Consider the following 14,602-nt stretch of genomic DNA (forward strand, 5'->3'; position numbering starts at 1 on the left):
CTTTTATAAACTTTCTTAATTAATCTCGAAAAACCTATGAAAAAAATTACGCTAACACTTTTTATATTAAGTGCATTTTTTAGTTTTTCCCAAACTTTAAATCAACCGGCAAACTGGCCAAACCCTAACTGGTCTATCACTGGTAACTACTTATTTGACGCAGCTGTTTTTGAGGCAAACCCTACTCAAGATAATAGCTTCGCTTACGACGACGACGACGCTCAAAATGGTCATGACGATGATATCGCTGCAGAATCTCCTATTATAAATTTAACAGCCGCTAGCAATGCTGGTGAAAACTGGATAACAGTAGGCTCAAGTTATGTGTTTAATCACATTGGAGAATTACTAACATTACAATATTGGGATGCCGATGCTAGTTCATGGGTTGTTTGGGGTGCCGCTCTTGACGGAACCGCAAATCCTCCTAACGATAATTTTTGTGGCGGAGCTGCTGAAAGTTTTACGTCATCTCCTCTAGATATTTCAGCATTTACAGCAAATCAATTAAGTAATTTTAGATATAGAATTTCTTATGACGATAATAATGTTTGGGGATGGGGATTTTGTTTTCAATCACCAACGATAAGTTCACAAACACCTCCTGCTTGTCCGAATATCACAAACCTTTTAGCGAATAACGTAACTGTAGACTCTGCAGATATTTACTGGCAAGCTGGAAATAATGAATCAAACTGGGAAATTGCTGTGCAAACTCCAGGCTCTGGAGTTCCTGCTGGATCTGGAACCTCAACATCATCAAATAACCCTCATTCTCTTACTGGTTTAAATTCTGGAACAAGTTATGAGGTATATGTAAGAGGATATTGTGGAGGTACGGATTATAGCAATTGGGTTGGACCTGTTATATTTAACACCCTTTCACCTGCTAGAGTAAATTTCGTAACACAAGCATTTCCTATTGGAGGATATGATTTAACAGTTGTAGATATGAATGGCGATCACTTAGATGATATCGTATCAGCATCAAGTACAAACGTGAATATTTTCTACCAACAAGAACTTGGTGGCTTTAATGAAGTTAATATTACAACACCTAATGCAGATTTCCTTCCAACATGGAGTATGGCAGCCGCAGATTTTGATGGCAACGGACACACTGATCTTTTATATGGAAACGGATCTGGTGTAACTTTTATGAGAGCAAATAATACTGGTACTGGTTTTACCGAAATTTCAGGGGCACAATATGTGTTTTCTCAACGATCAAATTTCGCCGATATCAACAACGATGGAAATTTAGATGCTTTTGTCTGTCATGATGTAGCGCCTAACGTATATTATATCAATGATGGAAATGGTAACTTAACCTTTAACCAAGGTGGACTAGGTGACTACTCTTCAGGAGGAAATTATGGATCAATCTGGATTGATTACGACAATGATAGAGATTTAGATATGTTTATTGCTAAATGTGGTGGTGAAACAGATAGAAGAAGAAATAACATGCTTACTAATAATGGCGATGGTACTTATACAGAAAATTCAGCAGCTTTAGGTTTAGATGATCCAATGCAAACTTGGTCTTCTTCTTGGGGAGATTATGATAATGATGGTGATATGGACCTTTTTGTTGGTGCAAGTTCTGGAAGTCATAAATTAATGAGAAATGACGGAAACGGTGTTTTCGTAGACGTTACTACTGCAGCAAATGTAAGTTCGGCGCCTACAGGTCACGAAAATGTAAGTCATGATTTTGATAACGATGGATTCCTAGATATTGCCTGTAACGGTACAATCATGTATGGTAAAGGAGATATGACTTTTGAAGATTTAGACCCTAATCAAATTAACTATAAAAATGGTTCTTTTGGGGATTTAAATAATGATGGGTTTTTAGATACCTATTATAACGGAGTTATCTATTGGAATGGCACAACATCTAACAATTGGATTAAAATTAATACGGTTGGAACGGTAAGTAATATTGATGGTATTGGGGCTCGAGTAGAATTATATACAAGCGCTGGTGTTCAAATTAGAGATGTTAGAAGTGGAGAAGGCTTTGAATATATGAGTACTATTAATACGCACTTCGGAATTGGCTCATTAACAACAATTGATAGTGTTGTTATTTATTGGCCTTCTGGTGTTATTGATACAGTAACTAACCCTGCTATTAATGCGCCTTTAGAGGTTGTAGAAGGTGCTACACTTACTGCTGAAGAGTCGTTTGTTAATGATTTAGTTATCTATCCAAATCCTACTAAAGATGTTATAAAAATCTCTAGTAATGACAATTTACAAAATGCAATCTACACCATATTTGATATTACAGGTAAGCGTGTAATGAATGCAAAATTAAACCAAAATACAATTGATGTTAGTGCTCTAAATACAGGAAACTACATCTTAAGAATTGTATCTGGAAACAGTATTAAAAGTCAAAAATTTATTAAACAATAGTAATAATCTTAATGATATCTTAAAAAAGCCTCTGCATTAAGTTGTAGAGGCTTTTTTGCTTATTTTTGAGATACTAATCAAGACATTCCCATTATGAAAAAAATTTCAATATTATTAATTGCTATAATTGTGTTTAGTTCATGTAAAGAGGACGCTAAAACAGAAAAAAAGGACATTGTGGTAAATTACCCTGAAACAAAAAAAGTTGATACCGTAACCAATTATTTTGGTACAGATGTAAAAGACCCCTATAGATGGCTCGAGGATGATAGAAGTAAAGAAACAGAAGATTGGGTGAAATCTCAAAACGAAGCCACGTTTGGTTATTTAGATAACATCCCATATCGCGAGGAGTTAAAAGACCGTTTAACAAAACTCTGGAATTACGAAAAGGTTGGAGCTCCATTTAAAGAAGGCGACTATACTTATTTTTATAAGAATAATGGTCTTCAAAATCAGTATGTGATTTACAGGCATAAAACTGGTGAAGACCCTAGTACAGCAACTGTATTTTTAGATCCAAATACGTTCAAAGATGATGGTACTATCTCACTTGGAGGCGCAAGTTTTTCTGAAGATGGGAAGACTTTAGCATATGCTATTTCAGAAGGCGGAAGTGACTGGAGAAAAGTTTTAGTCATGGATACTGAAACTAAAGAAATAATAGAAGACACCTTAGTAGACATCAAATTTAGTGGTATGTCTTGGTATAAAAACGACGGTTTTTATTATTCAAGTTATGATAAACCTAAAGGAAGTGAATTATCTGCAAAAACAGATCAACACAAAGTATACTATCATAAACTAGGAACACCTCAGAAAGATGATCAATTAATCTTTGGAGGCGTACCTTCTGAAAAACACAGGTACATTGGTGCATATCTTTCAGAAGATAATAACTATTTGTTTATTTCAGCAAGTGTTTCGACCTCTGGAAATAAATTGTTTATGAAAGATCTCACAAAGCCTGATAGCGAAATGGTTACCATTTTAGACAACACAGATTCTGATACATATCTTATTGACAATAAGGGAAGCACATTATATTTCGTTACTAATTTAAACGCACCAAATCAAAAAATTATAACTGTTGATGCTTCAAACCCAACTCCAGACAATTGGGTAGATTTTATTCCAGAAACAGAGTATGTACTAAGCCCTTCAAGTGGTGGTGGTTATTTCTTTGCAGAATATATGGTAGATGCGGTTTCTAAAGTAAAGCAATACGATTTTGATGGAAAATTTATTAGAGATATTGAACTTCCTGGTGTAGGAAACGCTGGTGGTTTCGGAGGTAAAAAAGACGCTAAAGTCGATTATTACTCTTTCACAAACTACAACACACCTAGTAGTATTTACACCTATAACGTTGATACTGGAAAATCTGAGTTGTACTGGAAACCATCTATTGAATTTAACAGTGACAATTTTGAAAGTAAACAAGTGTTCTATAACTCAAAAGATGGCACTAAAGTTCCAATGATTATCACCTATAAAAAAGGTATTGAACTCAACGGAAAAAACCCAACTATTCTGTATGGATATGGTGGTTTTAATATTAGTTTAAATCCATCTTTTAGCGTTACTAATGCTGTTTGGATGGAACAAGGAGGTGTGTATGCTGTGGCTAATTTACGTGGCGGTGGAGAGTATGGAAAAGAATGGCATAAAGCAGGAACACAACTGCAAAAGCAAAATGTATTTGATGATTTTATCGCCGCTGCCGAATACCTCATCGAAAATAAGTATACGTCTAGTGATTACTTAGCCATTAGAGGTGGTTCTAACGGCGGTTTATTAGTTGGAGCAACAATGACTCAACGTCCAGATTTAATGAAAGTGGCATTGCCAGCTGTTGGTGTTCTTGATATGCTACGTTATCATACATTTACGGCAGGTGCTGGTTGGGCTTATGACTACGGAACTGCAGACGACAATAAAGAAATGTTTGAATATTTAAAAGGATATTCGCCTGTTCATAATGTTAAAGAAGGGGTTCAATATCCTGCAACATTAGTGACCACAGGAGATCATGATGATCGTGTAGTACCTGCCCATAGTTTTAAATTTGCTGCAGAACTTCAGGACAAACAAACTGGTAATAACCCAACGCTCATTCGTATCGAAACAGATGCTGGTCATGGCGCTGGAACACCAATTAGTAAAACCATTGAGCAATATGCAGATATTTTTGGCTTTACGTTATATAATATGGGATTTGATGTATTGCCAAGCAAAACCGAAGGAGAAGTAAAAGGCTAGCCCTTTTTCACAATCTTATATAAAAGTCGCTCATGTATCGAGCGACTTTTTTTGTAGTATTTTTGCATCATATGCTAAGCGTAAAAAACCTCACTTTTTCATACCATAAAACGCCTGTTCTAAAAGACCTCACTTTTAAAGTAGAACAAGGAGAGCATCTTGCCATTATAGGTGAAAGCGGATCAGGAAAAAGTACCTTATTAAAACTATTGTATGGTGAGTACGATCTAAACTTCGGAAATATCTACTGGAAAGACACCGAAATTCTCGGACCAAAATACAACCTCGTTATTGGATATGATTTCATGAAGTATGTGACTCAAGAATTTGATCTCATGCCTTATACTTCAGTAGAAGAGAACATTGGAAAATTTCTATCTAACTTTTTTCCTGAAGAAAAAAAAGAACGTACAGCAGAACTTCTTGAAGTTGTTGAACTTTCAGCATTCGCAAAAACAAAGGTTAAAGCACTTTCGGGTGGACAAAAACAGCGTGTTGCTCTGGCAAGAGCTTTGGCAAGACAACCTGAAATTGTTTTACTCGATGAGCCTTTTAGCCATATCGATAATTTTAAAAAACAATCTCTAAGACGACGTATTTTTAAATACCTAAAACGTAAAAATATTAGTTGCATTCTCGCAACTCATGACAAGGATGATGTACTTGGTTTTGCAGATACTATGATTGTTTTACACGACAATAAAATTGAAGCCATAGATACACCTGAACATCTGTATCACCAGCCAAAAACAGCCTTGATAGCTTCATTTTTTGGGGAGTTTAATCGTATAAATAATACAATTGTCTATGCACATCAACTTCAAATAACCAAAACATCTGGACTCAAAGTAACCGTTTCCAAAAGCTACTTTAAAGGTCATTATTATTTAATTGAAGCTGAAACAGATAACAACACTCTTTTTTTCGAACATACTACTGCGCTTAAGAGCCAAAGCATTGTGTTTTTAAAACAGGTTAAATAATTTACTATATATTTGTTCTAGTTCATTGAATGTTCTTTTGTGAAATTTTGGAGGATATATACGTCAATATTGACTTATATAACTTTTAAAATTTAAAATTATGAATTGGAAAATTCAAAAACTTCAAAATGGTGAAACCATCATTTCAAAAGAACCTGGTAATTCTATGTTACCTCTTCTAAAATCTAAACAGCCTGTAAAGCTCATTCCTATAACTTGGGAAAACTGTGACGTAGGTGATATTGTTTATTGTAAAGTTAGAGGATATTGTTTTACACATATTGTGAAAGGCAAAAACAGCAAACGCGGATTATTAATTGGAAATAATCGCGGGAGAATTAACGGATGGACAAAACATGTTTATGGAAAAGTGATAGAAATATTACCAATGTCATAGACATTTTCTATTTAAAATAATTTTACAACTGTTCCTTTTCTGAATACCTTAACCCATGTTGTAACTCTATTGATGAGAACTCTAAATGAAGTACGCGTCGGCGTCGCTGAATTTTAGATTCAGAAGATGCATGAAGCAATAAGGGCTTTAATAACTGTACACCTCCAGAACCAACTTCACTAATAAATGGGATAGAATTTGTGGTAATCAACTTAATATCTTCACTACTTAGTCGCTTTTTATGAGATCCAGGAATAACCTTTAAAGCACCATTTTTAAATGTTGTGTCATCCAAATGAATTCGCATTGAGAACGTGTTTTTAGAAATTTCCTCTGGTGGCCGAACGCTAATAACACCTTTTTTATTGGTCCAAGAATCAAATCCTTTTAGTTCCTTTTTTTCTGAAACGTTAATTGGAATATCTTGATGCCAGCTTACAAACCAATTATCTTTAGGGGTCTTATCGAAGTATATCGCTTTAGTTAAGAACGCATCTTTATCTATAGATCTTACAAGTTTTCTGAAATTTTTATTAAACAAAATAGCTTTAAGTTCTGGCATTTTTAAAAGTACTTCTCGCATGCCAAAAACCTTTTCGTCATGATGCTGTTTTATATAAGCATCTAATTTTGTTTTAAGTTTTCTCACATCACGTTTAGAGTAGACATGATTTAAAATTCCAAAACCCTTATACTCCAACCGCTTTGATAAAGTGCGTAAATTTTTGTCATCAATTTCCGTTTCATAAGCATCTACAGCATCATATAATCTAGTTTTTATATTTCGCTTTAAACGCTCTGGCGAAATTACTTTTATACCCTCTCCTAATCCTAAAATTTCTTTTTCTAATTCAAAATTTAATTGAACATCTAAAGAAATCGTAACACCATAGTTATCTCGGCTTACTACGTTTTGCGAATGGTGAAATGGCTTTGTAAGCACATAAGGGGCTTGTTTGTGATTTACATATAACAAGACGTGCTCTGGCTCTAAGTTAGGACTAATAGACACACCTATAGCATGATTGTAATAGGTTTCAGAATCAAAGTCTTTATCGATTTTAAATGTTTGTGGGCTTTTCTCTATGGAAACGATTCGATCTAAGGCTAGATTCATAATCCCTTCTGATGACCTTCTTTTTCCTATCACAAACCATCGGTTTCTAAACTCTTTTAGTAAATATGGATGAAACGTAAAGGTACTTTCTTGTCGGGCTTTAAACGATTGATAGGTCATTTCTATCGCATGTTTTTTTAAAATAAACTGATAGAGCTGATCTAAAAACTCTAACCCTTTTAGGTTGTCATTCTTTTCAAAATCTATCAATGACTTCTCATGTGTTTGTTGTGTGTAAACATGATCTTCTAACTTCTGAACCATGCTACCTAACTCGGCAAAATGAGAAAATCCTTGAAATTGTTTTAAAAATGATACCGCCTCAGATAATTTAGTTAAATCTTGATTAGAAATTGGACTATTGGTAATGCTATAATTGACATCTTCATACTTGTAAAACTTTCGATCATAAACTACAATTGGTGCATTGTAACCTAGTTTATCACTTCGCATCATTTGTATATCTAACTGAACTGTTCGCTTACTTACATCAACATCCTTACCTTCATATTCATACAAAGCATCAGAACAAGCATCAATTAGATCATTGAGTGTCCATTGCCTAAAGTTGTTTTGAAGACATCTATCAATTGTTTTATATCGTATTAGAGCATTTTTGTTAACTGCCATTGTTTAGTTATTACAAGTTTTACAAAATAAATTTTTAACGCCGTCATCGCGTAAATTCTGAAAGTCCTTATTAATCCATTTGCACCATCTATCTTTATTAAATGATATGGACAGTTTGTGGATGTTTAGCAAAATTTCGGGATCATAGTCTTTAGTCTTTGCTACAAAAGTTTTTGCTAAGACAAAGGCCGAATTCTCATCCATTTTTCCAATATCAAACCGCTCCATTAAACGATCTACAGTCATCGTATACATACTCCAACTATTAAAAAACAGGCTTAAATCTGTATCATCTTTAACACTTTTAGCAGCGCTTTTAAAGTAGTTTGTGATAAACTCGAACGATTCATTTATTTTAGGACTGAAATTGATTTGACCAAAGTATTCGATACTAGACATATGAAAATTAAGAAACAACGGGCTTACTTTATCTTTGTTTTTGTAATTCTCGAAAAGGGGTTCTACTTTCTCAGGATGCAAAACCTTAGAAAAATCTTCTACACTACTGTCCCATTTTCTAAGAAGTTCTCTAGACGTAATAGTATAAAGGTTCAAAAGGTTTTTTTGAGCTTCCTCTGAAAGCAAATCAGGTTTCGATAACCAGTTTCGAACAAAAAATACGATATTGTCAGTAGCATAATAACTGATGTTTTTCAACAATAAAGCCGCTACGTTTTGAACCAATTCTGGCTTGTCAAATAATTTATCTCGTATGAATTCTTCATTTAAAAAAAGGTCATCTTTTCCCGAAAAATACATTTCGGCTAGCGCTTGATTTGCCAAATCATAGTTTTTATTTAAGAGTGCATTGGTTAGGTTGTTGTTTAAGTGAAGGTTATCTGCTTCACTCCAACTTCCAATGGTATATATAATAGCTTTTGATTGTCGTTGTAAGCTAAGAGATTCCTCCCATTTATCATCCAAATTATTGAGAATGTAGGCTCTAATCGCTTCTTTGTTTCGCCCTAAGGTTCGGTCCAAACCTAAAAGTTCTAAATGATAAAAGCACAAATCCCAATTTTCTTTAGCGTTAATAGTAATGGGAATCTCGCTTAACTCTAAATTTTTATTTAAAAAATCTCTAATGTAACTCGCACGTTTACTGTGTAATACGTTGTTTGTTGCCGAATTACCATCAACCGAAGTGAAACTTTTGATATCGATAGAATGAACCTTACGACCTTCTAATTGAATTTCGGGGTTGATTATTGGTATCGTTTTTCCAGTTTTAAAATCAAAACTCACTTCATAAATCCCATGAACTCCTTCGGTTTTTAAAGTCTCGTCTGGGATTAAAATTTCAGGATCCACAGGTCTAAGATCATATCTTCTACTAGGAATATTTGAAGGCACTGCATAACTGCATTTCTTCCCATCTTTTATTAAAATCAAATTAGGGCTTAAATCTTTATTTTTAAGATGCTCCGGGATTTTTCCCAACGACACAATAAGTCGTTTAGGGTTTTGTGCAGTATTACTCCCGAAAATATCATCTCTATATTTGGGTTCAAGCAAAGTGCCTTCATAAATATTTGAAACGTCTAATCTATTCTCTTCACCACATTGCAATTGATCCCTCGCTACCAAATCAATAGCCAAACCATCCTTTACACTTTCAAATATTTCATGCATCGTTTCAAGATTGTGGTGAGACAAGATAACCTCATCGTCAACGATAGATATCGCATTACCCATATTAACAACAATATTGCCTTTGTTGCCTATTAAATAATGGCAAGACACATCTCTTGGCTGTATACCAAAAGCATTTTTAGATAATTGTCCGTCTATCACATGTCCTTTTTTACCAAAGACCTGAACAGCAAATACACGTTTCGATTTTGCGTTATAAGTAAATCCAAAATCACCATACGTAAAACTATCTGAAATCAAATTCGCATAATGACCAGGCGAGTTTTTCCAAGAACGAAACATATCAAAAGCTAATCGCTTTAAACCAGTTGAAGATAGTGGTGTTTTAATCGTTTTTGAATACAAAATGTTCTCTCCTATATTCGCGAAAGATGTATTAAATTTTTCTACCCTGTCTTTTGGTTGCGGCAGAGCCGTTTTAATTTGAATGTGCGTGAGCTTATTTCGCTTTGAAATGTAGGTAGAATGTATCTTTGCCGCTTTGGCTAAATCTTCATGCCTTTTTAGAGCTTGCTTACCTTTTTCTATTCTCAATTTGTTGATGTGCTCTAATAAAAATATTGCTAATTTTTCTTCATCCGCAATACTAATTTGAGCGTCCAATTTTTGAAAACTTATGGCAAGAATAATAAAAAGAAAAAACTTAAATTTCATATGCTGTCTAGCATGATTATCATAGCAAAATTAAATATACGCAATTATACTGCGTAGTGATGAAATTCAAGTAAAAAACGAAAAACTTGAATTCAGATTTTGTTTTTTCAAAAAAAGTTAATACTATGTATTAAGGCTGGAAATTTTCAGAAAATGAAAAAATAAATTTTGAAAATTGAAAAATAAATCTAAATATTTGCAACAGCGAATTAAACAATTCAGGCAAAAAATTAATATTAACTAAAACACGAAGCTATGTATTTATTCATACCTATTTCAGGAAATCCAGAGGGAAAAGCCCTTTCTGTGATGCTTCGAGCGTATAGTTAATATACATTTTCAAACACAATGAAAAATCCGAAGCACTTGTTTAACTGTTTCGGATTTTTTGTTTTCAGTCTATAGCAGATCTGCTAAACCTCCTCCAAACAGTTAAAATATAAAGCTCAAATTATGGGCTAAAGCGAATGTTTTCGCACCAAACAAATTATTAAAATAAAAAACAATGGACACGAATTTGTTAAGCAACTACGTGTTAAAAGCAATAGATGCATATCCATACGATTTAGAAGAAACGGTAGAAAATCTAAATTATGCTTTGTCTTATGAGAGCGATAACGCTTATGCATTATATCTCATGGGTCGTTTACAAGCAGAGCAACTTGGAGATTATGAAAAGGCCAAATACTACTTTGCAGAAGCGCTTGCTAGCAAGATGGATTTTGCAAAAGTATATCCAAAATACATTTTGGTTTTAATTTGGAATCATGATTTTGACGAAGCACAAAAACTAATTGATTTTGCAACTACTGTAAGGTCAATTCAAAAAGGAGAGCTTATGGTATTACAGGCTCAACTTTTTGAATGCCAAGGCGCATATAAAAAGGCATTAAAAACTTTTAAAAAATCGAAGTTGTTTGTTTACAACAACAGTTTTATTTCGTTCATAGATTCTGAAATAACGAGGGTCAAGAACAAAATAAAACCAAAGAAAAAGAAGACTTCAAAAAAGAAAAAAAAGAATAAAAAGAAGTCGAAAAAAAATAACAAAAATGATTAAATATCATTTGTAAAACATATTAGAAAACATGAATAAAACAAGAAACATATATTTCACTTCAGATCATCATTTTGGTCATGAGAATATTATAAAATTCACCAATCGTCCATTTGGTAGTGTAGAAGACATGGACCAGGAACTCATAAAACGCTGGAATAGCCGTGTAAATAAACATGATAAAGTCTATCATTTAGGCGATTTCGGACTCTGTAAAGCCGAGCGTATGCGGGACATTTTACAAGAGTTAAACGGACATATCTTTTTAATTCGAGGCAATCATGAAGGTGCTGCTTTGGCAAACCCAAATAGATTTGAATGGATAAAAGATTATTTCGAACTCAATGTCAATGATTCCGATGCCCCAAATGGCAAGCAGAAAATCATGCTCTTGCACTATGCAATGCGAGTTTGGAGATCTAGTTTCAGAGGCACATGGCATCTTTACGGTCATTCACATGGTAGTTTACCCGACGATCCAACAATGAATAGTTTCGATGTTGGCGTAGATTGTCATGATTTTTATCCGATAAGTTATGAAGAAGTGAAGCAGATTATGAGTAAAAAAACGTGGGAGCCACCATTTTAAAAACGAGTAATATTAAAAATTAAGAGTTATGACACGTCAAGAATTAATGAAACGATTTCTTACAGGAACAGATAAGACTGGTCGTTTCATCGTGAGTTCTAAAGTTACAGGAATCACCTATTTTGTTGAACCTATAGATAGCGGAAAACCAAATATTCTTTGGGGAGATGTTGATCCAGCGACTAATAAGTTTACTGGAGACTATGGCAACAAAAGTATTGGAGCCGTTAAAGAACAAGACTCTTTAATCACCAAACAAAATGGGTTCGTAAACATTTTAACTTTCAAAGGAAGCCCCTTAGGCGAAATAGACAGGAGAGACAAAATGTACGCATCCAAATAATTAAAAAAATAATTTACTACGCAAAAACAATGCGTATTAACACATAATCTTTGCATGGTAAATAATAATAGAATGGTAAAACAATTAATACATAAACAACCGATATCGCATTTTAGTGGATGCGATTATAGATGGATGGTCATTGAACTCAATCATCTTCGAGGGCGTTTCATGCATATTTTAAAGAGAACATTGTGATTTAAACACAGTTAATATTAGAATAGCAAGCGCCCAACCTAAAAGTTGGGCGCTTTTTTTAATTTTTTTTAAAAGTAATTATCGAAAAGTAAAAAGACAAAAATAGACGCTTAAAACAGTGAAACAATTGGGAGACAGACTATTGTACAACATGTTGAATATTCGTTAAAAAACGGACAGGAATTTCTTTGTCCAAAATAAACGTAACATATTGATTATCAATAAATTAAATTGAAATTTTTCTTGTGAAATTCAAAAATTGGTTTCATATTTGCAACATCAAAACAAACAAGATAATAATGCGAAATTATTTAAAACATATATATCAAGAAATGATCTGGCTGCTCGAACCGAAGCAGATGGAAGTCTTACGTAGTGGCGGCGATGCCAGATCAATAGTATTTAATAGGAAGGTTATAGATCCATGAGTTGATGTATCTATAGATTTAAGAAAAGCACCTTCCTTAAAAAGAGGTGCTTTTTTTATGGTGTAAACCGAAATTAAATAATACTGACGCGTAGCTTAACTGGCTAAAGCACTCGACTTTTAATCGAGATGATGTGAGTTCGACTCTCACTGCGTCAACAAACCAGGAAGGACAAGCCAATAGGCGGTGGCCACACTCTTGAAAAGTGTTCGGAGATTACGACTCGTGTGGGTTCGACTCCCACTCCTTCCGCAAAACTAGGAGAATAACAATGGCTGTTTACTCGCTTTGGAAGTGAGAGGTTGCAGGTTCGAATCCTGTCTCTTAGACAGGACGGAACGTTAAGAAAATGTCTAGTAGACATTTTTAGTGAACGTGCCAGATGGCGCATGGAAATGCACCATTAAAAACATGAGTATTTATAATAAAATTAAAAATGCTCTTGAAAAATATTTTGGAGGGTAGGCAAATATTGGTTTGTTGCGCTTGTCTGCTAAACAAGTCCGCAATATCGCGGTGAAGGTTCAATTCCTTTACTCTCCGCAACATAATGGGGTTATAGTTTAACAAGCCAAAACAGTGGATTTGCAATTCGCAGAATGGAGTGCAAGTCTCCGTAGCTCCACAAAATGATATCGTAGCTCAAAGGCAGAGCAGTTGGTTGTTAACCATCAGGTTATAGGTTCGAATCCTATCGGTATCGCAAAAGACAAGGTGGCTGAATGGCTAAGGCGTTGGTCTGCAACACCAATTTTTATGAGTTCGATCCTCATCCTTGTCTCAAAATACGGGAATGCGTCAACGTTGGAGAGTTGAGCCAGTCTGTAAAACTGGTGCTAAAGCTAAATAGGTTCGAATCCTATGATTCCCACAATAAGCATCTATGGTGTAATTGGCAACATAGTAGACTTCCAATCTATAGTTTCGAGTTCGAGTCTCGATAGATGCTCATAATTAATAACACACATCTATGATGTAAGGGATAGCACTAAAGATTTAGCTCACCCATTTTTATTTTAAATGAAGGTGTTCGTGAATGCTGCGCATTTCTAATCTTTAGGTTCTTTGGTTCGAAACGCGAAGCGTTCATGAGTACATATTTATAACAATATGTATGATACGAACTAATCCTAGTAGATGTACAATATGGTTCATTGGGGTAATGGCTATCCTTCCCGACTGTCTCTCGGGAGACACGAGTTCGATTCTCGTATGAACCGCTAAACAACCGCGTTAAGGATTGAGGTATTGTTGAAGCTCCTCGCAGAGAGCGACTACCGAAAACCTGACCCTTTAGGGTAACGCCATAAAAGAAAAACATGCTCTATTAGCATAGTGGTTAGTGCAAACGGCTTTCTACCGGAAGACAAGGGTTCGATTCCCTTATAGAGTACAAATTGAGGTATAGCTCAGTGGTTAGAGCATCACGCTTACATCGTGAAAGTCATAGGTTCGAATCCCATTACCTCAACATATTGAGATGCAGCTTAATCTGGTAGAGCATCGCTCTCATAAGGCGAAGGATTCAGGTTCGATTCCTGACATCTCAACAACTGCAGGAATGGTGGAATTGGCATACACTCTTGTTTTAGAAACAAGATTTTGAGAGTTCGAGTCTCTCTTCCTGTACTTATGCTTCGCTGGCCAAACTGGAAAAGGCATCAGTTTTAAGCGCTGTGATTTCTTGGTTCGAATCCAAGGCGAAGTACAATTAGGTTTATGGTGTAATGGATAGCATGCAAGGTTTCGACCCTTGTGGTATGGGTTCGAATCCTATTAAACCTACAAATTAACTTGTGGTGTAACGGCAGCATGGAAGATTTTGAATCTTCCGGTACAGGTTCGAATCCTGTCAGGTTAACAT

General features: G+C 34.8%; 9 protein-coding genes and 16 tRNA genes. 23 read left to right on the forward strand and 2 right to left on the reverse strand.

The genetic code is table 11. The features are described from left to right. Nucleotides 1-36: 36 nt before the first annotated feature. The 4 genes from Q0893_RS01815 to Q0893_RS01830 all read left to right on the forward strand — a co-directional run bounded on the left by Q0893_RS01815 (nt 37) and on the right by Q0893_RS01830 (nt 6,069). Nucleotides 37-2,427 carry an FG-GAP-like repeat-containing protein gene (locus tag Q0893_RS01815; RefSeq protein ID WP_299272103.1) on the forward strand — a complete coding sequence of 797 codons (2,391 nt, stop codon included), beginning with the start codon at nt 37-39 and terminating at the stop codon, nt 2,425-2,427. 93 nt (nt 2,428-2,520) lie between these two features. Continuing rightward, complete coding sequence (locus Q0893_RS01820; protein WP_298901237.1) at nt 2,521-4,689, forward strand: prolyl oligopeptidase family serine peptidase; 2,169 nt, start codon at nt 2,521-2,523, stop codon at nt 4,687-4,689. 71 nt (nt 4,690-4,760) lie between these two features. After that, nucleotides 4,761-5,672 (forward strand): ABC transporter ATP-binding protein, encoded by a 912-nt coding sequence (locus Q0893_RS01825; protein ID WP_298901236.1) that lies wholly within the window; start codon nt 4,761-4,763, stop codon nt 5,670-5,672. Between the two features lie 100 nt (nt 5,673-5,772). After that, on the forward strand, nt 5,773-6,069 hold the full coding sequence (locus Q0893_RS01830) for a S26 family signal peptidase (protein WP_298901235.1): 297 nt from the start codon (nt 5,773-5,775) through the stop codon (nt 6,067-6,069). Between the two features lie 22 nt (nt 6,070-6,091). On the opposite strand, the gene Q0893_RS19570 is transcribed toward Q0893_RS01830, so the two are convergent. Together Q0893_RS19570 and Q0893_RS01845 are read right to left on the reverse strand one after the other, a co-directional pair. Next, nucleotides 6,092-7,816 (reverse strand): WYL domain-containing protein, encoded by a 1,725-nt coding sequence (locus Q0893_RS19570; protein WP_366915880.1) that lies wholly within the window; start codon nt 7,814-7,816, stop codon nt 6,092-6,094. Between the two features lie 3 nt (nt 7,817-7,819). Continuing rightward, entirely contained in the window at nt 7,820-10,123 is a 2,304-nt protein-coding gene (locus tag Q0893_RS01845) for a CAP domain-containing protein (protein WP_298901234.1), read from the reverse strand. A gap of 505 nt (nt 10,124-10,628) precedes the next feature. Between Q0893_RS01845 and Q0893_RS01850 the strand changes: the two genes are divergently transcribed. The 19 genes from Q0893_RS01850 (at nt 10,629) to Q0893_RS01940 (ending at nt 14,599) form a co-directional block, all read left to right on the forward strand. Continuing rightward, nucleotides 10,629-11,183: a hypothetical protein gene (locus Q0893_RS01850; protein WP_299272107.1), complete on the forward strand. Its 555-nt coding sequence runs from the start codon at nt 10,629-10,631 to the stop codon at nt 11,181-11,183. A gap of 28 nt (nt 11,184-11,211) precedes the next feature. Continuing rightward, nucleotides 11,212-11,769, forward strand: coding sequence for a metallophosphoesterase (locus Q0893_RS01855; protein ID WP_298901232.1), 558 nt, complete (start codon nt 11,212-11,214; stop codon nt 11,767-11,769). Between the two features lie 28 nt (nt 11,770-11,797). Beyond that, a complete protein-coding gene (locus Q0893_RS01860; RefSeq protein WP_299272111.1) occupies nt 11,798-12,112 on the forward strand; it encodes a hypothetical protein in 315 nt (104 codons plus the stop codon). A gap of 710 nt (nt 12,113-12,822) precedes the next feature. Next, a tRNA-Lys gene (locus Q0893_RS01865) sits at nt 12,823-12,896 on the forward strand. Nucleotides 12,897-12,903: 7 nt separating this feature from the next. Beyond that, nucleotides 12,904-12,990: transfer RNA gene (locus Q0893_RS01870), tRNA-Ser, on the forward strand. Nucleotides 12,991-12,995: 5 nt separating this feature from the next. Continuing rightward, nucleotides 12,996-13,067, forward strand: a tRNA-Pro gene (locus Q0893_RS01875). Between the two features lie 127 nt (nt 13,068-13,194). Continuing rightward, nucleotides 13,195-13,281: transfer RNA gene (locus tag Q0893_RS01880), tRNA-Ser, on the forward strand. Between the two features lie 9 nt (nt 13,282-13,290). Further along, a tRNA-Ala gene (locus tag Q0893_RS01885) sits at nt 13,291-13,363 on the forward strand. A gap of 6 nt (nt 13,364-13,369) precedes the next feature. Next, nucleotides 13,370-13,441, forward strand: a tRNA-Asn gene (locus Q0893_RS01890). Between the two features lie 5 nt (nt 13,442-13,446). Continuing rightward, nucleotides 13,447-13,519: transfer RNA gene (locus Q0893_RS01895), tRNA-Cys, on the forward strand. Nucleotides 13,520-13,615: 96 nt separating this feature from the next. Then, nucleotides 13,616-13,687: transfer RNA gene (locus tag Q0893_RS01900), tRNA-Gly, on the forward strand. A 199-nt stretch (nt 13,688-13,886) separates the two neighbouring features. Next, nucleotides 13,887-13,958, forward strand: a tRNA-Asp gene (locus Q0893_RS01905). A gap of 101 nt (nt 13,959-14,059) precedes the next feature. After that, a tRNA-Glu gene (locus Q0893_RS01910) sits at nt 14,060-14,131 on the forward strand. A gap of 5 nt (nt 14,132-14,136) precedes the next feature. After that, a tRNA-Val gene (locus tag Q0893_RS01915) sits at nt 14,137-14,209 on the forward strand. Nucleotides 14,210-14,214: 5 nt separating this feature from the next. Then, a tRNA-Met gene (locus Q0893_RS01920) sits at nt 14,215-14,288 on the forward strand. 5 nt (nt 14,289-14,293) lie between these two features. Further along, nucleotides 14,294-14,367 (forward strand) — tRNA-Leu (locus Q0893_RS01925). A gap of 5 nt (nt 14,368-14,372) precedes the next feature. Then, nucleotides 14,373-14,446: transfer RNA gene (locus Q0893_RS01930), tRNA-Leu, on the forward strand. Between the two features lie 5 nt (nt 14,447-14,451). Continuing rightward, nucleotides 14,452-14,523 (forward strand) — tRNA-Arg (locus tag Q0893_RS01935). A 5-nt stretch (nt 14,524-14,528) separates the two neighbouring features. Next, a tRNA-Gln gene (locus Q0893_RS01940) sits at nt 14,529-14,599 on the forward strand. The last annotated feature ends 3 nt before the right edge of the window (nt 14,600-14,602 follow it).

Source organism: uncultured Psychroserpens sp. (assembly GCF_947494225.1).
Lineage (GTDB): Bacteria > Bacteroidota > Bacteroidia > Flavobacteriales > Flavobacteriaceae > Psychroserpens.